Origin of the sequence: Candidatus Erwinia haradaeae (genome assembly GCF_900699015.1) — a bacterium.
Lineage (GTDB): Bacteria > Pseudomonadota > Gammaproteobacteria > Enterobacterales > Enterobacteriaceae > Erwinia_E > Erwinia_E haradaeae_E.
Genome location: NZ_LR217737.1, coordinates 74,236 through 96,579, shown reverse-complemented (window position 1 = coordinate 96,579; position 22,344 = coordinate 74,236). Strand labels below are relative to the sequence as shown.

Annotated in this window: 11 protein-coding genes, 1 tRNA gene and 1 pseudogene; 5 read left to right on the top strand and 8 right to left on the bottom strand. The window is 28.2% G+C overall.

Annotated elements, in window-relative coordinates:
* Position 1: 1 nt before the first annotated feature.
* The 6 genes and pseudogenes from nuoC to bamE all read right to left on the bottom strand — a co-directional run bounded on the left by nuoC (position 2) and on the right by bamE (position 9,906).
* The gene (gene nuoC / locus ERCIPICE3303_RS00290; protein WP_416046615.1) at positions 2 to 1,774 is read right to left on the bottom strand and encodes an NADH-quinone oxidoreductase subunit C/D; all 1,773 of its coding nucleotides are present in this window, start codon (positions 1,772 to 1,774) and stop codon (positions 2 to 4) included.
* A 160-nt stretch (positions 1,775 to 1,934) separates the two neighbouring features.
* Positions 1,935 to 2,609: a NuoB/complex I 20 kDa subunit family protein gene (locus ERCIPICE3303_RS00285; RefSeq protein WP_157990773.1), complete on the bottom strand. Its 675-nt coding sequence runs from the start codon at positions 2,607 to 2,609 to the stop codon at positions 1,935 to 1,937.
* A gap of 9 nt (positions 2,610 to 2,618) precedes the next feature.
* Entirely contained in the window at positions 2,619 to 3,062 is a 444-nt protein-coding gene (ndhC, locus tag ERCIPICE3303_RS00280) for an NADH-quinone oxidoreductase subunit A (protein ID WP_157990772.1), read from the bottom strand.
* 1,412 nt (positions 3,063 to 4,474) lie between these two features.
* Positions 4,475 to 4,675, bottom strand: a pseudogene (locus ERCIPICE3303_RS00275) (amino acid kinase family protein); the annotation flags it as partial.
* 1,354 nt (positions 4,676 to 6,029) lie between these two features.
* Positions 6,030 to 6,743, bottom strand: a complete 714-nt coding sequence (gene purC / locus ERCIPICE3303_RS00270; RefSeq protein ID WP_157991268.1) for a phosphoribosylaminoimidazolesuccinocarboxamide synthase — start codon at positions 6,741 to 6,743, stop codon at positions 6,030 to 6,032.
* 2,788 nt (positions 6,744 to 9,531) lie between these two features.
* A complete protein-coding gene (gene bamE, locus ERCIPICE3303_RS00265) occupies positions 9,532 to 9,906 on the bottom strand; it encodes an outer membrane protein assembly factor BamE (protein WP_157990770.1) in 375 nt (124 codons plus the stop codon).
* Positions 9,907 to 10,208: 302 nt separating this feature from the next.
* On the opposite strand from bamE, the gene tusA reads away from it, so the two are divergent.
* The 4 genes from tusA to cysE all read left to right on the top strand — a co-directional run bounded on the left by tusA (position 10,209) and on the right by cysE (position 15,981).
* On the top strand, positions 10,209 to 10,457 hold the full coding sequence (tusA, locus tag ERCIPICE3303_RS00260) for a sulfurtransferase TusA (RefSeq protein WP_157990769.1): 249 nt from the start codon (positions 10,209 to 10,211) through the stop codon (positions 10,455 to 10,457).
* A 3,155-nt stretch (positions 10,458 to 13,612) separates the two neighbouring features.
* Positions 13,613 to 14,065 carry a protein-export chaperone SecB gene (gene secB, locus ERCIPICE3303_RS00255; RefSeq protein WP_157990768.1) on the top strand — a complete coding sequence of 151 codons (453 nt, stop codon included), beginning with the start codon at positions 13,613 to 13,615 and terminating at the stop codon, positions 14,063 to 14,065.
* An 8-nt stretch (positions 14,066 to 14,073) separates the two neighbouring features.
* Positions 14,074 to 15,123 carry an NAD(P)H-dependent glycerol-3-phosphate dehydrogenase gene (gene gpsA / locus ERCIPICE3303_RS00250; RefSeq protein WP_157990767.1) on the top strand — a complete coding sequence of 350 codons (1,050 nt, stop codon included), beginning with the start codon at positions 14,074 to 14,076 and terminating at the stop codon, positions 15,121 to 15,123.
* A gap of 36 nt (positions 15,124 to 15,159) precedes the next feature.
* Positions 15,160 to 15,981, top strand: coding sequence for a serine O-acetyltransferase (gene cysE / locus ERCIPICE3303_RS00245; RefSeq protein ID WP_157990766.1), 822 nt, complete (start codon positions 15,160 to 15,162; stop codon positions 15,979 to 15,981).
* Between the two features lie 858 nt (positions 15,982 to 16,839).
* Here cysE and pfkA read toward each other — a convergent pair.
* Together pfkA and fieF are read right to left on the bottom strand one after the other, a co-directional pair.
* The gene (gene pfkA, locus ERCIPICE3303_RS00240; RefSeq protein WP_157990765.1) at positions 16,840 to 17,802 is read right to left on the bottom strand and encodes a 6-phosphofructokinase; all 963 of its coding nucleotides are present in this window, start codon (positions 17,800 to 17,802) and stop codon (positions 16,840 to 16,842) included.
* Positions 17,803 to 18,130: 328 nt separating this feature from the next.
* A complete protein-coding gene (gene fieF / locus ERCIPICE3303_RS00235; protein WP_157991267.1) occupies positions 18,131 to 19,033 on the bottom strand; it encodes a CDF family cation-efflux transporter FieF in 903 nt (300 codons plus the stop codon).
* Between the two features lie 3,084 nt (positions 19,034 to 22,117).
* Between fieF and ERCIPICE3303_RS00230 the strand changes: the two genes are divergently transcribed.
* Positions 22,118 to 22,202: transfer RNA gene (locus tag ERCIPICE3303_RS00230), tRNA-Leu, on the top strand.
* Positions 22,203 to 22,344: the final 142 nt, after the last annotated feature.

Genomic DNA, 22,344 nt, shown 5'->3' with positions numbered 1-22,344 from the left:
TTTATCGATCCACATCTGACATAACAAAATCAATACTTCCAAGATAGACAATGAGATCAGATACCAAACTACCATTAATCACTGAAGGAATCTGTTGGAGATGCGGAAAACTTGGCGTCCGTATGCGTGTACGGTAACTCATTGTACTACCATCACTAGTTAGATAATAGCTGTTAATCCCTTTAGTTGCTTCAATCATTTGAAAGGACTCATTTGGAGGAATAACTGGACCCCATGAAACTTGTAAGAAATGAGTTATTAAAGTTTCAATATGCTCTAGTGTACGTTTTTTAGGTGGTGGTGTGGTCAAGGGATGACTCGCCTTAAATGGACCTGATGGCATATTTTCCAAACATTGCTCTAATATACGGATACTTTGGTACATCTCCTCTACTTTTAACATAACACGTGTATAGGCACAACTTAGTCCATTACCAATCGGTACTTCAAAATCAAATTTTTCATAACCCGAGTAAGGACGCCATTTACGCACATCAAAATCCAAGCCTGTCGCACGTAAACCTGAACCTGTTACCCCCCATTGCAGTGCTTCTACTAAAGTATACGCAGCTATACCTTTTGCGCGACTAATCAAAATAGAATTCTTTAAAGTAGATTTTAAATAAATCTTTAAACGCTTTGGTAACCAAAGTAATAGCTTGCGTAATAAATCACTCCAACCAGCCGGCAAGTCCTGAGCAACACCACCAATGCGAAACCAAGACGGGTGCATACGAAAACCAGTAATAGCTTCTACTAAATCATAAATTTTTTGACGATCAGTAAACGCCAAAAAAACTGGTGACATAGCACCTACATCCTGCATAAATGTAGAAATGTAAAGCAAATGACTATTAATACGAAAAAGCTCAGATAACATCACACGAATCACTTCAGCACGCTCAGGTACTGTAATACCAGCCATTTTTTCTACTGCTATCACATATGGAAGTTCATTAACACAACCACCTAGGTATTCAATACGATCAGTATAAGGAATGTAACTATGCCAAGATTGTCGTTCGCCCATTTTTTCAGCACCACGATGGTGGTAACCAATATCCGGCACACAGTCAATAATCTCTTCCCCATCAAGTTGCAAAACAATACGAAAAGCTCCGTGAACTGAAGGATGATTAGGACCAAGATTAAGGAACATGAAATTTTCATGTGCTCGAGAAGATCGAAGACCCCAGTCTTCCGGCTTAAAAATTAGGGACTCCATAGACACGTCTTCTTTATCTGTTGTAAGCTGAAAAGGGTCAAATTCAGTAGCACGAGCTGGATAATCTTTACGGAGGGGATATCCTTTCCAGTCATGTGGCATAATTAATCTTGTTAGGTGAGGATGATCAATAATATCAATACCAAACATCTCCCAAGTTTCTCGTTCATACCAATTTGCATTAGAAAAAATATGGCTAATAGTTGGTATACTTAAATCGCTTTCTAATAAGCCAACTTTAATCATAAGATCATAATTATCTTTAATAAAGATAAAATGGTAAAAAATCGAGAAATCTGCTTTTGGTAATCCAGTACGATAAACTCTATGACGCTCATCCATTCCATGTAAGTCGTATAACATAATATATGGTTTAGCTAACTCATATAAAAATGCAATGATGTCAATAAGCTGTGTTTTTTGAACCCACGTCACCACTAAATCCATTTGTGTTTCTTGTATACTAAAAACATGTTTACCGAATCGGTTATAAAGATTTTCAAGTATAGGATTATTCTGATGGCTATCTTCTTGAGATAGTGGATTCATAGAGGTTGTCGTAGTTAAATTAATCATAACTAGCTCATCATTATTATTCATCTAACTAATATCACTAATATCGCTCACGCCATATAAATATTATGTATAGATTAATATAAAATCTCATTCTAAGATTATTAGTCTACCATAGAATGGTATATTTAATAGTTTAAACATGATCTGGCGTTCTCAGTGTAGTAACAGCAATACGTTCTGCATTTTTTCTATCTCTTTCAGGCTCAAAATTAGCACGATAGACACCCTGATCATCAATTACAGATGATAATGGTCTTCGTTCTTGTTGAATGGATTGTTGTAACAGCAAAAGAGCCTGTATATAGGCCTCTGGACGAGGAGGGCATCCTGCGATATATACATCTACCGGAAGAAATTTATCAACACCTTGTACTACTGAATATATATCGTACATACCACCAGAGTTAGCACACGATCCCATGGAAATCACCCATTTAGGCGCCAACATTTGATCATAAAGACGCTGTATCACCGGAACCATTTTTATAAAACAAGTTCCTGCAATAACCATAAAATCTGCCTGACGCGGAGAAGAACGAATCACTTCTGAACCAAATCTAGATACATCATGAACAGACGTAAACGCAGTAGTCATTTCAACATAGCAACAAGATAAACCAAAATTAAATGGCCAAAGAGAATGCTTGCGCCCCCAGTTAACAAGATTATGTACAGCATGTTCTAACTGTCCGAGATATACGTTTTTATGAACGTATTTATCTAAAGGATCATCTACAATCTCCTGTGTTTGAAACGGATGGCAATCATCTTCCTTTTTTAGATTGGGTCGAGTCAAAATATAGTCCATTTTTAACCTTTACTTTATGTCTTGACTTTTCTTAACGTGCGAAATAGTAGTACATACAATATTGAAGTTTCGGTAGGAGGGAGACCAGTCCAATGCTTTACTTCGCACTAGGTAAAATAAACTAATAATCAATACTACCACAAAGAGGCTAGCTTCAATAAAACCAACCCAGCCACTTTCTCGAATAGAAATTGACCATGCATAAAGATAGAGAGCTTCAACATCAAAGATCACAAAAAACATAGCCACTAAATAAAATTTTGCTGATACACGCAACTGCTCGCCTCGAACAGAGGAAATACCAGATTCAAATGGTGTATGTGTATGCCTACCCCTTAGAGTACTACCTAAAAACCAAGATCCCAAAAGCATGATAAAACAAAGAATCACAGAAGAAAAAATAAAACTAAAAAAAGTCCAATTATCGCTAGAAACTACTATAGATTGTGACATAACTTTATTATCGCTATAATATATAAATTATATATCAATATATCCATACCTAAATACTCACTTTTCACAACAATATTGTTAACATATAAAACAGATTAACAACTTAATTGAATAAAAATTAGAAACAAGAAATTACTTTTGAACTATTATAATATGTATCATTTCAAATCAATATTAATTCACTTTTTATAGAGATAATTGAAAAGATACTAGTCTTTAGTAAAGACTACTAGTTAAAACAATAAAAGTATATAGATTATGCTCCTAACAATAAAACATTGTTTTTTACCATAAATATTTTATCTATTTTAGGTATATTTAGCCTCTTTGATAAATAACTTAAAATTTTTATAAAAAATTAAAGAACACTTTATTAATTAATATGCCATATTATTAAACGTAATTATTATTGATATATACAGATTTCATTAAAAATATAAAAAATATTATATAAAAATAAGCATTATAACTAAATTATAAATCCAGCAATAATAACTAAGATCCATGATATAGATCATCTATCTTGATTCACATAAAAAGTCGATTAAGACTATTAAAATCGATAATATATGTATTCATATAAAATATATAGTATTTAACAACTAAATATTTAATTCAAAATTCTATATACGATAGTAATCACAATTATCTATATCATTATAATATATAATATAATCAAACCTACATCAGTAAACTCTAGAAGGAGTTTTCTTAATATAGAAAAATACTTTTTTAAAAAATAACTTTTTTTTAAAAACATCAACACCACTGTGTAGAAAAAGTAAAAATTAAAATTTAAAATGATCAGATCATCTTACTCTAATCCTGCAGTATATAGTGGTTTACCTATAATATAAATTCTATGTTATTTTCTCTTCTAAGATCTTTCTATGCAATATCTACATGATCTTTTCAGTATTATAACTATGAATTAAATAACAAAGTGTAGGCCTACTGAACCTATAACATATCATGAAACATATCAAACAACTCTAATAATCTTCACATCTCTTTTCTAAAATAATAAGATCTAGTAATCTTATTATCAACACTACTTGTCAATACAAGGTTCTCCTCTATCTCTAGATACCAGATAGAAGACAAATTATCTAACAAGTCTTTAGTAAGGATTCTCTTTTTAGAAAATCTTCTATGAGTAAAATCTAACATCAATAACAAAATTACTTTAGAAAAATTATAAGATCTAAATAAACACTATGATATATGAAAATCCTGAATACTTAATCAATATAATAATAATTATACAAAACATTCATGCTACGCAGTGTTAATAAAATTTACTTATTATGTCAAGTGATCAAACGAACAAACAGGAAGGACATTGGTCTTGTTTCTTGCTATCATCCCTTCTATTCATAGATGAGAGACTAAATCCAACAAATATTGACATATCACTGCGTAATACTGATAATTAATGTTGATGAATGCAATATTTTCACATCAAACATAATCATAACAACAACTTCTTTAAATTTTATTTCCTCAATAAATTTTGCAGAAGAGACTAAATCTGGATTAGTAATACAAATACCTAGCATATCTGTCCAAATATTCATTCTATTTAAATGAAGGACTTTACCAAACATAGTTGCAGTATAATTACTTTAACCACGACTAAGCATGGCAGTTTTGCCCCCTTTCTTCTTGACTAATAAATCCTTATGTCACAATTAGTAATTCTCTATTTCATGACTTTACGCAGTTATGAACTCACTACCGTAAATCTGAAACACTTTTATCTACACAACCAAATCAAGAATTCCTACATATTATTCTTTATGCATCCAATCCCCCTCTTCCGAAATTAATTCTGATAAAAACTCCAAAAAAAGAAAAGTAAACGCCATCTTACCATAACTAATTAACTCATCAATTAACTCCAGAGATACCTTTCTTTCTGATAACTCAGAAAAACTGACAACATTGTTCGTAATAGATTCAATCTGATTGTAGGGAGCTTCCTATTTTTCATTTTTTTATGATTCCATCTTGAATCTTGAATATATCATTAAGTGGAATAATTCCAGAATTTTTCTTTCTACAATTAACGTCATAAACTAATCTGTTATTTCTTCAGATATAGAAAAACCACCCATCGTATATTTCTATTATCTGAGAGAATAACGGCGATTTTATGTATAGTAATATACTAATATAGTCAGAAGAACTGTTGTCACTAAAGTTTTCTGCAATCAAGTTCTGAGATATCACAAGACATATCTTGGTGTTTGGAGCAACCAAATAACCTGAACACAAGAAACCATAACAATAAAGATCAAAAAAATAAAAGATAGGATTATCTATGAACTCTATCAAATCAATATATCTATATTTGGAAAGTACTTCTAATGCAAAAACTCATCACCAAACAAACCCAAAATACTCTATAAATTTATTATGTAATATTATAAGTTGAACTTATAGATAATTGTAGAAAGTAATTAGATAGACTAATTAAATTATACAAAATTCTACCATAATGATTATGCTGGCTTATAAATAATCAATGTTGTCAACTCTTTTGCGTCTTTGATATGAACATAAGCTCATAGTTACAGTCCAGGTGCCTGATATATCAATATCACTCATTATAATGAATAGTAGTCTACCGCCTTAATCTCCTCATACCCATTAATTATTTTTATAAAAACACTCAAATACAATAATTGGTTTCATTATAAATATTTATCATATACACTCTCTTTTACTTATTAATCACTATGTTATTAACATGATATTAATAATATGAATACTTTAAAACTGAATATAAATTTAAATATCTACAAAATCTTTTATATATATAAAAAACATGATCATCACTGCAATATATACAACCTATCTCTAGTACTACCAATGAAAAAGATAAGATCGCTTTTATCTAAGGATATTCCAAATAATAAATCAATCTAAAAATAGATCATATAGAAAAAGCAAGATTTATAAATGTTAATCCAGTATTACACCCAAACGATTAGCTACATCTTCATAAGCAGCTATTAAACCAGACAAACCATAACGATATATATCCTTATCCATTTTATTTAAAGTAATCTTATCCCAAAGACGTGCACTATCGGGTGAAAACTCATCACCTAATACTACTGTACCATGAAAAATTCCAAATTCTAATTTAAAATCTACTAAAATCAACCCTATGTTATTAAACAATCTACTAAGAAGATGATTTATCTTAAAAGATAAACTTTTTATATAAGACAGATGATTGACATTAACTAAATTTAATGTCTCACAATGAGACTCATTAACTAATGGGTCATGCTTAGCATCATTTTTTAAAAACATCTCAAAAATTGGAGGATCTAAAACCTCTCCTTCTACTAAGCTAAAACGTTTTACTAAAGATCCAGCAGCACGATTACGTATAACACATTCTAACGGAATCATATCTAAATTTTTCACCAGAATCTCGTTCTTAGAGTAAAGAGCTTCTATATGCGTTAGTATCCCGGCTTTCTCTAACATTGACATGACAAAATAATTTAACTTATTGTTAATCATACCTTTACGATCAAAATATTCAAAACGGTTACCATCTAAGGCGGAAACTATATTGCGAAACTCAATTATCAATAAATCCGGATTATCAGTAATATATACCGTTTTTACTTTTCCTCGATATAACTCATATTTCTTTTGTATCATGTACACCTGCCTCCAAATAGGATGATGATTTTTAATATTATATTTTAAGTATTTTCTCTCTGAAATATTCTACTCAGAATGTATTCTCTATCAAAATCTTACGTTATAAATTCTATCAATAAGCTATCTAAAAAATTAATTAATGAAAGAGTTTTATATAGTTTGAGAAACCTGATTTATCTTATCTTAAAATATGTAGAGTCTAATAAATATTGATGGCGCTGATATCTAATAAAATACTAAAACTACGTATTCTGTGAAATCAATATACACAGAATAAGCAATAAAAAAACCAACTAATACCCCTATATTTTAGTCAGAATTCTTACACAAATATAATTTTACAGAACAAATCAAGCGTCCTGATATTAATCAAATTATCATTCTAAGAATTAAGTAAAAATGATTCAACCATCAGTGAAATAATAGACTTTATTTAACTGATCGTTCTTCCTTGAGAACAGCATTACATTTATGTCTCTATTTTCATATATTGGATTAATTATCCATATTTTAGATCTATAAATAAAATTACAGATGCAATATTGATAAATCTTATTATCAAATAATTCATTCATTAGATATGATTTAAATGAATCAAATTTATCAATATCGTTCATCTAATTTAGTATTATGTCTGCTATAAACCTCTATATTTCTACATCCGATCTTAAATTAGAATATATTCTAGTTTTTACTAGAAAATTTATTTTATCAAACATTGATTAAACCTATAAATAAATACATATAAAAATATATTAATATATTGAATATCAATATACTTATGGAAAAACAAACTATTCCTATTCAATAAAATTTAATCTTCAACCTTTAAGTAATTCAGGTACTCATCATTAAAAAATATTTAATCATACTTATTATTAACCTATAAAATTTATCCTAAATAATTATAGCAATATATTGTTATTTAACTAAAAGAATAGATTATTTTGTAATAAAATAACTATAAATTACTTTTCATGACTCGTTTACATATTTAGATTATATATCTATAACTTTAATTATGAATAAATCTTTACATAAAATTTTTGAAAACAGTTTTCTATAGAAACTATTATATTTCAGTTGAAACGTATATAAAAATAGTACTGAGTTATGACTTATATACAAATCAACGATCTTATCCCCTTTAAAGTCAATCTAAAAATATTAATCCCATAAAGAAAATAATAATAAAAAATCTATTCACGTTCTCTGTATAAATATAATTTTAATTTAGTGAATATATCTTCAATTTTTTTAAATCGCATATAAATCCTGAATTAACATCAATCTATAACTATTCAATACATTAATTAAGATATTTTATAAACGACATATACCGATTAAATATAAAGCAAACTAAGTGTCTGGACCAAACATGGTCAGAAAAAAATACAACTCGAACCCGTTAGAGATGTCATTGAAAACCGTAACACGTCCATTTCTATTAATCGTAGTCGGGTTTTCTACCTATTTTATTAGAAGAAGATTAGATTCATTATAGATAATGACTGATAGCGATTCACTTACCTCTAATTTAGACAGCGATCTTATAACAACTTATTTTTCTTTGCTAAATGAAAAGTTGGGATATTTCACGAGCTGCAATATTAGTGATCACAGAGATAAAACTATATCCGTTTAACTGAAAAAAGCTAGTTCAGCAAGATTATCGCTACTAACTAAAATAAAATTTTCTTTAATCAGAAACTGTGGTTAAGTAATCCATGATAATTTTCCAATATTTTCTTTAATTCTGATTATATTATTAATGCAAGTTAACCACTGAATAATAATGGGTCACATGCCTATACCAATTCAAGAAGCATATTCTATAAAAATTTTCAGTAAATTAGTATTTTCAGCAATACATCTACGATGATGACAAAAACCTTCTTTGGTCTGGCAGTTATCATCCAAAATCAGAGTTAAACAACCAGATATACCAGTGTTTTTAAGAAATTTAGTTAAACAATACCCTTGGGACTTGAACAAGAACCAGTTCTAAAAATCACTAACATACGATTATCTGCTAACTCTAGAGAAAGAAGAATTACGTTATAACGCTCTTTATCAAGTACAGTAACCGTTTAGCCTGTAGTTTTCACAATAACTATAGATGATGCACGATTCATAAAATAATAATTAATAAATCCTTTTAGACTCATACGGAAAAATCTTACCTTATCTATTTATGGGTGTAAGTAATGCAGTTTTACTGCCTAAAAAGATTGCTAACCACTTTTAGATAAAAAGAAAACTATAATATTTTATAAAAAATAAAAATAATGATCTGATCCCTTCGCACAAATAATATGACTATCCTATCAGATTATTTGATCTAGATAAAACAATTGCACTTAAACATTAAACAAAAATTTATTCCCTTACTAAAAATGTAAGTTTTTAAAAAATCAATCATAAATGTGACTGAAAAATAAAGATAGAATTTTAAAATTCAAGTAAATCATTCATACTATGAAATATAGATTTCAAATCTAATTATGATTAAACATTTTAACTGATTTTATTTAAAAATTTACTCCATTTGAAACAAAATATATCAAGGATGTGTAATCATAAATTATATAAAAGAAGAATACACATGCAAATCACTCAATCCAACTCTAGAATTAATTACAAATAATCAATATAAAAATATTGATTTTGGAATCATATTGTATTCTATATTATCTAGTATAATATAAACTAAGAAAATAATACTTAATAAATAAACATTTTAATTCAGATCCGATTAGATAGAAACCTTAAGCCAATTAAATCAAGAGCTTAAAATTGATTTTTTTAAATCAGTATCTTTTATTAAGGTAGATACCTTATTATCCATACTAATCAAATGATCATTTTTATCAAAAATTAAAATTAAAATTTGTTGATGCACCGGTTGATATCGTGATTCTTGCCTACAAACATAATGCCAAATATTACTTTGTAATGAATGATTAATTATTGATTTACCTAGTATATACGAAACCTGCTGTTTAGTCATACCAATACGGATTCTGGTAATACTTTCAGTTCTTAGGCAATCTCCTTGATTAATATCTTGCCTATATAGAACCTGATCCAGGCTAGAACAGCTAGCAGTAATCATCAAACAAAATATTGGAGCAATCCAAGCATTATAGCTTATCATATATTGTATTCCTTTTAATCTAAGGATCTTGTTTTCTAGCTACTACTCGTCTAAACTAGATGATTTTACAATCTGATTAGAAGTACACATTTTATTGATAATAAAATAAATTGAATGATGCTTTGAATATTTCAATATTATTGAAAACTAAAATTAACTATTCTTCTCTATTATGTGTATCTACATGCAACTTTAGATCCATATCTAAAATATATATCTACATTCTAGATATAGATTTAATCAAACAGTGTTGAATAACCTTATATAATCTGTGATTATAACAACATTAAAGAGAATAATCGATGCATAACTTATATAGTTCCACTCATATAACCCTTGATACTCAAGGTTTACGTTGTCCAGAACCAATTATAGTGATTCGTCAAGCTATTCGAAATATAGAAGATGGTGAAACTCTATTTATTCTTGCTGACGATCCGTCAACAACCCGTGATATTCCTAACTTTTGTCGCTTTATGGGACATAATCTCATAACTAAAAAAACTAAAAGAATACCATACCAGTATCTCATAAAAAAAGGATTAATATAAATTATATTATCCACCATAAAATCACTATTTATAAAATATTAAATATTAACTAAACAAACCTATTACTTCTATCTATAATAGAATTTATAATTTTCATAAATCTTATAATTAGCAAGACAAACAGGATTAATAATTCAAACCTACATCTGACATTCTTAATATGTCAAATTGAATTCAAATTTAACTATATCTATAAATAAACAACTTATATAAATAAGATCAAATCGATAGAACATATCAAAAATAAATCTCAAAATATTTTAAATACAACCTTAAATAATTTAGTATTATCTTTTTATTTTAAGAAAAGTTTTAATTACGATTACTACTCATACAAAATATTTTTATTATAAATAATAGATATATTATTTATCATCAATGAACATCTATTTCTCATATATTGTTAAAATGAACAATAAACACAAATATTAAAGTATTGTTATTTTCTCTTATTTCTTACCATATTATTATACATATTCTTTATAGAATCCAGATTCTAAAAAATCATACAACCTAACTCGATGCATCTCAACATACTCGATGAAAATATTACTCCATAATATTATTAATCACCAGATAACCACTTCATTCTACTAAGAAAGCTACCAAACCTTCTTTTAATACTAAATAGATAAATATCTATCAAATTTCTTTGAACATAGTTTTAAGATACTAACAAACGTGTTACCTAATCAGTAAAAACTAACCAATATCACTATCTTTATCATCAGAAATTATACAGAATCACTTATCTTGTCATACTAATTTAAATACTAAAATCAATCAACGATATGAAATATTACAAAAAAATAAAAATAATATATAATAGCAACTATATGAGTTTATAGTAAAGACAAAAAAGAAAGAATAAAATTCTTCTATTCAGTATATCTAAGACAATATCATTACTAATGACAATATTATTGAATAATGATACTAAAAATTATTGTCTAGCAGACTTTAATGAACTAAACATGCAATATACTACTAAAAGATATGCACCCTCTATTTCATATACCACATATTAAAAATTACTTCACCCAATTATAATATATATTTACATCAAAAATTATAATTACATCTACTATTTTCACACTTAAAAATAAACCACTCAACCTAAAATATTATACAATGCACTAAAAAATAAAATTACAATATGATACCAAACTACATTAGTTTTATAGTATTAAAAGTATTTAACAAATATACATTCTTCCAATAAGATTAGAATCTGCCATATTTACAGATAAATCTATAGAACAACACGTAATCTAGTCACATTTGACTATACAAAAATTATAGATAAATCTAATCGTAATTCAAAATTAATATTTTTTTTTCTAATATCCTTCACTACAAAATAAATTTTCAAAATAATTTTCTGTAAAAAATCTAAGTTTAAAATTAAACTCATGGAATAACTTCTGATTCTATAAATTTCTATAAGAAATCAACATTCTATGTCCAAGATATCTATATGTGATATTATTCAATATCAATCTTACTCATAATAATTATAGACCTTGATTCGGAATCCTTTAATAGATTAAGATTATTGATCCTATTCTCTATTCTATCAATAGAATTGATATATAATAACGAATAGAAAATAAATATAAACTATCTATATAATTAATTCATAAAAAATAACATCTAATACGTTTATAATGAAAAGTATTACTAATATTGTTTACTAAAATCTCAAAATATTAAAATTTTAGATAACTTTATTCAAGTCACTATTACAAAAACAATACTAAAACTATATAAATTATAAACTATTTATTCAATACCATATTAATAAGAAATGCAAATACAACATCAGCTAAGACCAAAATATTATTTTTAATAACAAAAATACAATCATGACTACAGACTCTAAATTCTAATACCTAAAATCTAGTAGATATTAAAATATAAATTATGTAATTTATTTAATAATTTATTAAATAAACTTTTAAAACACTTCAAAATATAAAATAAACTTATTTAACAATATTTATAATCTAGGCTCAGTCAATCTCTTTCATGTAGCACTACATTATTCTTAATACCGTTTCTTTAAATCCAATCACATCCTAATATACAAACAAACTAAAAAATCTACTAACCTACAAATGATAATGATCATCAAGTTTTAAATAATAGCAAGATTACCTAATATCCCTTATCACCTAATTCATACATTAACTCTCTATTTTTAACATATGCAAGATAGATATAACACTTGCATACTATTTAACTATAAAAATAATTGTTGATCTAAGCTATAATAATGATTACTGATCAACATCGACTATCTCATAAATCTTTCACTGATATTCCTAAATCAGCTGATTGTCTTCTCAACTAGTCTAAACATATCTTAGTCTATATCATTTAACAAAATTATATCACTAGATAAAAATAATTAAAAAATAGAATATTTATTCTAAAATATAAATAAGCTATTAACATATATTATATTAGAGTACTATAATGATTTCAACCATCTAAACTTATCAGGCCAACCATAAATATCTTACATCTGATACGCATATAGACATACAGAGTCAAAATCTAACTAATTTTACTATAAATATAAAGAGATAAATATGAAAAAACCACATATATCCCTAATAAATCTAGTCTACATCTCAAAACTTAATACTCATTATTCTTCTTACTCAAAATCAAAGATATCGATATAGCAAATCAATTATCTATATAGTTAATCATACAATTAGAAATTTAACATCAACATAGAAGGATGCAGAAGATTTAAATTTTAAAATCTGCATCTCAAATAATTATTTTATACCGCTAGTATGACATCACTATATATAAACTATGAATAACTTAAATAATATAGATCTTATTAAGAATAATTAACTCCAAATCACATTCTTTACTGTTACTAACTTATAAATAGGTGGCTATATAACTATTAAAAAAGAAAGCAACTAGATTAAATAATCTATATAATATCTACAAAAATGTACTACTATATAGTTAATTTCTCCACTAAAATTAACTAATCTACCATTAAAAATGAATATCACTAATCCTTACATGGTTTTTGTAAAGTTAAAAATATTAAATATATACAATCTATTACATATTATAAGCTCCGCTATAGATGCATAACGCAGTATTAACTATTAGAGTTAGATTCTATGATAGAACGACAAGCTCCCGACATATCTTTCCAAATTCAACGAATTTACACTAAAGATATCTCCTTTGAGACACCTCATTCACCACAGATATTCCAGCAAACCTGGGAACCCGAAGTCAAAATACATGTTGAAACAAACTCAATTCAATTATCTGATAATACATATGAAGTCTTGCTACGCATAACTGTGAATGCAACTATTGTTGGGAATACTGCTTTCTTATGTGAAGTACAGCAAGCAGGTATCTTTTTTATAACCCATGTTGAAGATAAACAAATGGCATACACCCTTTCTGTATGCTGTCCAAACATTATATATCCTTATGCTAGTGAATGTATTGCAAGCTTAATATTACGTGGAACATTATCACCTCTAAATCTCGGACCAATAAACTTTGAGAAACTATTTATGGAATCTCTTAATAAGCCAAATACTACCGTAGTGACCTAGGGAAAATGATGCATAACTCTAATGCCGTTATGAGCATTATCGGATCTGGTTGTTACGGCACTGCATTAGCGATTACTTTAGCCCGTAAAGGCAATACAGTGCTATTATGGGGACGTAATCGATCTCATCAAGATCAGTTACAACTCAACCGCTCTCATCATAATATCCTTCCTAATACACCTTTTCCATCAACTTTAATAATTGAAAACGATCTTAAAAAAACCATAGAAGGTAGCCGAAATCTCCTATTAGTTGTACCTAGCCATGCATTTGGCGAAGTTTTATGTTACATCAAACCCCACCTTCGTTCTGATTCTCGTCTAGCATGGGCTACAAAAGGCTTAGAAAAAAAAACTGGTAGATTACTACAAGAAGTAGCACACGAAATACTTGGTGACCATATCCCTTTAGCTGTGATCTCAGGGCCAACTTTTGCGAAAGAAATGGCGGAAGGCATGCCAACTGCAATTACATTAGCCGCGACAGATTCTGTTTTTGCTACAGAACTCCAACAGATTTTGCATTGTGGCGCAAACTTACGGGTATATAAGAATACCGATTTAATTGGCGTTCAACTAGGTGGTGCAATTAAGAATATTATTGCTATTGGAGCCGGCATCTCTGATGGTATCGGTTTTGGCGCAAATACACGAACCGCACTTATAACTCGTGGTTTAGCAGAAATGGGTCGCATGGGTACAGCTCTGAATGCTAATCCTTCTACATTTACAGGCATGGCAGGACTAGGTGATTTAGTTCTTACATGCACAGATAACCAATCACGTAACCGACGTTTTGGAATTATGATAGGAACAGGAAAAAGCGTACAAAATGCAATACAATCAATTGGGCAACTCATTGAGGGCTGGTATACAACAAAAGAAGTCAAAAAACTAGCTTTACGTTACAATGTAGAAATGCCGATTACAGAACAAATTTATCAAATTTTATATTGCGGTAAAAATGTAAAAGAAGCAGCTTATTGTTTACTACAACGACAAAAAAAAAATGAATATCATAATAAATCAGATAAAGATGATTCAATATATAATTCATGAAAAAACTATAATAATTTTATGAAGGAGAACATAGTAATGACATGCATAAAACCTGAAAACATTTGGCGTTATATCAGAATAGAGGCGCACAAACTATCTGAATGTGAACCGATGTTGATCAGTTTTTATCACGCCATGCTTTTAAAGCATAATCATCTTGAACATGCATTAAGCTATATTCTTTCTAAGAAGATCTTGCACTCATCTATATCAGAAATGTCAATACAAGAAGTAATAGAAAACGCTTATAACGAAGATCCATCAATAATCATTGCTGCTGCACATGATATTCATGCAGTACGTCATCGCGACCCTACTGTCGACAAATATTCTACACCAATACTATATTTAAAAGGGTTTCATGCTTTACAGATCTATCGGATTACCCATTGGTTATGGATGCAAGGTCGCCGAGCTCTTGCCATCTATCTTCATAATGCGATGTCGGTCTCATTTTCTGTGGATATTCATCCTGCAGCACAGATTGGGAAAGGGGTAATGTTAGATCACGCCACTGGTACTGTGATAGGTGAAACAGCAGTGATTGCAGATAATGTCTCAATTCTTCAATCAGTCACACTTGGTGGAACCGGTAAAATTAATGGTGATCGTCACCCAAAAATCCGTGAAGGAGTTATGATCGGTGCGGGAGCTAAAATTCTTGGTAATATTGAAGTAGGGTGTGGAGCGAAGATCGGAGCAGGATCTGTAGTATTGCAACCAGTTCCTCCTCATACTACAGTTGCTGGTGTACCAGCAAGCATTGTTAGAAAATCAAATAATGATATACCATTAATGGAGAGGAACCAACACTTTAACGGAGTAACACCAGGCTTCGAGTCTGGCGATGGAATTTAATCAATCTATCTTTTAAAATTCCATTTTTGTCAATCAAAGAATAAGCTTATACAAACTAATTTAGTCTAGATCAATCCATTAAACACTAAATAAATCATCTCTAAACATCGTTATATCACCCTCTCATTAGTCATTCTACTGAGAGGGAAATAGTACAATTAATGAGGACTAACTGGATAATGAATATTACTCTATGATCAAATCAATTCTCTGGCTAGATAAGATGTAGCCCTTACTGTTCTTCACATTATATAAATTAATATAATCTAATTTTTCTAATTATAAAAACTTATCAAGTCATCAGCTAATAATATATCAATATATATTACTAATATAGTCTAGCATACATTCTAGTTATCTACCAAAGATAACATAAACAAAAATGACCCTTGAAGTGTCATACTATTATCCTTTACGTATGAAGTATTCTTTTCTAATTAAATAAAAAAAATAACTCATCTAATGTTCCCACAAATTTATAGCTAATTTGATCAATTAACCTTGAAATTTAAAAGAAATAAACTATAGATAGTAACTTAGAACTTTATTAGTTTAATAAAAAGAAGACATAAGCACTACCAACCTAATATCTATAAAACTACCTTCTAAGTAAAAATTAGAAATTATAATTGTTCTTTCTCTTAAACCTTTTATTATCTAAAGTGGATTAGAAGATATTAATAGATATAAAATACTCTACTCTCTTTTCTTACTTCGAAAAAATAAATAACTATATCCTCATACAATTTATCAACAACCTGCCTTTCCTAAAAACACTGAAATACCTCACTTATCAAATATTTAGGATTCCTCTCAGGAATCCTAAAATTCTATAATATATTACTAATGTCATTAGTTTTAATATAGTTTTTTAGCAGTCTCCAGCCAATCACCTTTAAATGAACGCTTGATATTTTCAATAGCATCAATCAGATTATGATGCACCATTTTCTCATTTTGAATACCTATACAACATCCTGCAAACCCCTTTAATAACAACTCAGTAGCATATGCACCCATTCTAGATGCAAGTATGCGATCATAGGCTACTGGAACTCCACCTCGTTGAATATGCCCCAATACAGTCACACGTGTATCACGTTTAGTTTCTTTTTCAATATATCCTGCTAGTATATTTATATCACATATATGCTCAGTAATTGCCACAATCGCATGTTTTTTCCCTTTAGCAATGCCAGCTTTAATTTCATGAACAAGATCTTCACGAGTATTCATTCTTTCTGGTAAAACAATAAATTCACACCCACCTGCAATTGCAGCTGCTAAAGTTAGATCACCACAGTGACGACCCATTACTTCAACAATTGAAATTCGTTGATGTGAAGAAGATGTATCACGTAATCGATCCATAGCCTCTACTACCGTCTCTAAAGCAGTGAAATAACCGATTGTATAATCTGTTCCAGCTATATCGTTATCAATAGTTCCTGGCAAGGCAATACACGGAAACCCCATTTCAATTAAAGATTTAGCACCAAGATAAGAGCCATCACCGCCAATAACAACTAAAGCGTCAATACCACGTTTTTTCATATTCTGAATAGCAATACTACGAACCGCTTTAGAACAAAATTCTGGAAAACGAGCAGAACCTAAAAATGTACCACCACGATTGATCATATCTGATACGCTATATCGATCAAGAGTTATCATCCTATCTTGGTATAGACCTAAATATCCATCGTAAATCCCAAAAATTTCAAAACCAGCACTCAAGGAAGTTCGCACTACACCGCGAATAGCTGCATTCATTCCTGGGGCATCTCCACCACTAGTTAAGATACCAATCTTATTAATCATGCAAACCTCATAAAATGTTAGTCAAACTCATAAATACTAAAAAATAGACAAAATCTTCATATAGAAGCTATAGATATAGAATACATAAAATAAAACTAGTAGATTAATAAAGTATTGACTAACCGAATAAACAATATTGTCGTGCTATCTTAGATAATCTTTTATTGGTGATAATTGCCTAAATAACTTCAAATAATTCAAATACTATTACTATAGTCATATTAAGTACTACTCTTTTACTTAAGATAGAGGATTTGATTACAAGTCACTATTGAGATAACGCAACGATGTTTCTCATTCTTAAGAACAGACTGTTATAGAAAATATTTTATTTTCCAAACGTACCTTGACGCTGTTTATCTACTACAGAATGCGGATCCTGATGAATCAGGACATCAGAACTAGGAAATGTATCAAGTAGTGCTTTTTCAATCTGATCAACGATCTTATGAGCCTCATATAATGATAATTGATCATCCATTTCTAAATGGAGTTGAATAAACCGTATAGGACCAACCTGACGAGTACGAATATCATGTGCTCCACATATACCTGGCCACATTGAAATTACATCAATGATAAGCTGATACTCTTTAGGCGGCAAGGATCGATCAAGTAAAGCTTGTATAGCCTCATAAGCCATACGCCCAGAAGAATATAAAATCCAGATTCCGACATATAACGCACATAATGCATCCGCTCGGTAAAATCCATACCAGCTTAAAGCTATCGCTAAAAAAATAACACTATTCATCACTATATCTGACTGATAATGTAACATATCTGCACGAATAGCTTGACTCTGAGTACGCCGTATAATACGGCGTTGAAAAACAACTAAAACTATTGTAGAAAGTAACGATATCAGAGTAACAACTACCCCTACTAGAGGTTCTTTTAGTACTTGAGGCGATGTAAAATGATGAAATCCAGCAAAAAAAAGAAAAAAAGCGGAGCTACAAATAAATATGCTTTGCGCAAGAACCGCAAGAGATTCAGCCTTACCATGACCAAAAGTATGTTCAGCATCAGGGGGTTGCACCGCATACCGTACAATTAGAAGATTTGTCAATGAAGCAGCAATATCCACTAAAGAGTCCACTAACGCTGCTAGCATACTAACAGATCCAGTATACCACCAAGCACAAAGTTTAATACATAACAACAGAAAAGCGAGAAACGCCCCCGCTATAGCCGCTGCAAAAACCTGCCGTGCGTATTTAGCATTCATGGCAGCTACCACCCGATAAAACCTATTTATTATCTAAACCTATATAAAAATGATTATTTTATACATATCATCTATGAATCTAATTAAATCAGCAATCTTTTAAACTAATCTATATAGTTAATGTAATAACTGAAGACATCACCAGACCTCAACCAAATCAAAAAACTAACATATTTAGTCGATCCTAAAGATCTTATTAGATTAGTTAACTACTTAACTGAATCAATTATTCTCTAATTATGAATCTAGATAAAACTCAATATACTTTTAATATCAACTTTGTGAGAATATAGAAAAGACAACTAAAGAAACTCATATTATTTACTATTAAATATCAATCAAATATTGATCTATCTCATACACTATTATTTAACATAGTAATGCCGATAATCATTGTTCTTACCTCTAAGTAAATATCTTATTTTAGTACTTTTAAAAACTTATAAAAATATTCTTTTAAAGAATCTTATTTATAATAAAATTATATAATCATTATTGATTTAATTAATAAAATATAAATATTTAATACGAAAATTACTCTTATTAATACTTATTACATTAACAACAAAAACATATAAAATTATCTCTCACTTCTATAGAGAATTAAATAGATACATCACTATCTCATAATTACTAGAAAATAAACTTTAACGTAGCTTACTATCTTAAAATATATATTAACTGTATTTTATATTGTAAAATTTATTTCATTTTAGCAGAAAGTAGTATAGAGTTGAACTAATCAAATATATTCTGAAAATACTAACAATCCATTTTATATCTGAACTAATACCTATCATAAACTTTTATGATATTATATTCAATCTTCATCTTACCATGAAGATTATAACCGATTCTAACAATTCTTAATCGTCTATAAACTTATCTATCTAAACTAAAATAAGTAAATATAACTATATTACACAATAACAATCTCAATCTCTTTAGAGCAAAGATATAAATAAACTTAAAATAAATCAATAAAAATAAGTAGAATACATTATTCGCAGAATATATATTACTCATTTTTACGAAAGGACAAAATTAGAAAACACTTACTATCAAAGTTATAAAAATACTGCACAAACTATTCTATTCCAAATAGAATTTCAATATAAATACTACACATATATATTATTTATAATAACTCATAAGTATTATAAAAATTATCACTTCTTGATAAAAAGATCACCTAAATTTAATAATGAAATTACTTTAATCATTATTGTTTTTATCAATTCAATATAATAAAAATATCTACAATCATTATATGAAATATATTATTATTAAAATATCGTAATACTAAAAATGATCAATCAAAAAATATTTAGTCAAGAAATCTTAATATCATTATAAATCACCTATATTTACACTGTTCTACGATAAGATTTAATCTAAATATCATGAATATAATCACCGCCCCTTTCTCTTAGCTGAACAACACTTTTATTAGATTCACTCCAACTATAACAATAAGCTTAATCAATATGATCCTAAAAATCAAGATTCATTCATATCACTTACTGATCTAATACACAATATGATTGTAGATGCGATCTAAATAAGAATCAAGTATATCGAATATATCAAATAATCTAGATATTATAGTGTGATTATACTTATAAATAACCAATACTCACCCTTTCTATAACCATTCAAATTAATCAAGATTTCACTATTAGTTAATCTTACTTTAAAAACAATAAAATCTTTCTGATATATGACAAATCAAATTTTTTTTCTACATAAGATCATTGACCTAAAATATAAAAGCATTATAATAACAGAATACTAATCAAAAGCATTCAGACCCAAAATATATTTCTACATTATTATCTTAAATACCTAATTAAATCTTATTTGCTTCAGGCTGAACTTATCTATATTCAGAATTAATTCCTCTCAAATTCAATAAAGAATAAGATTCAGACATTCATGCTGATCAAAATAATATTTTTTATACTTACAAAGTATATATAAACTACATTTAGTAATAAAATTTTAATAATAAAAGATTAAATAATTAATGTTTAAAATATTTAATACATCTAAAGCTATTTCCTTTTACAAAAAAACTGTTAACAAATAATGATATTATAAAAATGATAACCATGTCTAAATATAGACAATATTCTCACTAACTTACTTTATAATATAGTAAAGAAAAATCTTAATAATATAACAATGTTGAATAACATGTAATCAGAATACTATGCTTCGTAATTAGACTTATTTTATAAAATTTCTATTAATCTATGTTTGTACTAACATGTAAATGACAATCTCAATCAGCAATAATCAAATCTAAAACTCTATTTTATATTACTTTTCTAAACAAAAAATTCCGTTCTTTTATAAAATCACCTAATTAGTTTATTATCAATCTATATGACTATAGTATAATCAGAAGAGACGAATTAAATGATCTTTATCTTTAAAAGAAGCTATTTATTTACACTAAAAATCTACAATTTAAAAATAAAAGAAAAATATCATCAAATCAACCCATTAAGTTACCTTTAATATAAAAAATCTCTATAATCTATGATTAAATTCTAGATAAATTAACTCATAATGAATATAAATTTCTAATCTAAAATGTGAATCTATAAATAATTTCAATATTACCGTTGTCCTATTTAACAATATCAAGCAAGTTTACATTAATCTACTGACCGATCTTCTAATAAAAATAAAAATATAATGAAATAAAAGTATAACCTAAATCGACATAAACCAAGTGCTATAATAATCTTATTTTTCTATTTTTCAAATCAACAGAATTATAAACAACATACTAGATCATTGATACAATTAAGATATTAGTATGTCTATTACCCAATGCTTATTATTATAATGATGATGATAACTATTGAAATCTATGATTTTTAATCAAAACACATACAATCATCAATATTACATGCAATACCTGTTAACCCTGCTATGAGAGATAAGTAGTCATCTTTCTACATAAAAACAATATAAATATATACATTAAGAGCATATGATATATTAATCTTAAAGAAAGTTGCATCTATCATCAATGAACTATATTATAGAATAATGTCTTACATAACCTTTGATGCCGAAGTGGCGAAATTGGCAGACGCAGTTGATTCAAAATCAACCGCCGAAAGGCGTACCGGTTCAAATCCGGTCTTCGGCACCATCATACATTCTTATAAAATAGAATATAGAATTTGATATACATAACACATCCTAAAATATTAATAAAACTTTAGTTAATTAAGTAGCATGATATATTGTTAATGATATAGAAACGCTAAATTAACTAATCTAAATTAATTCAA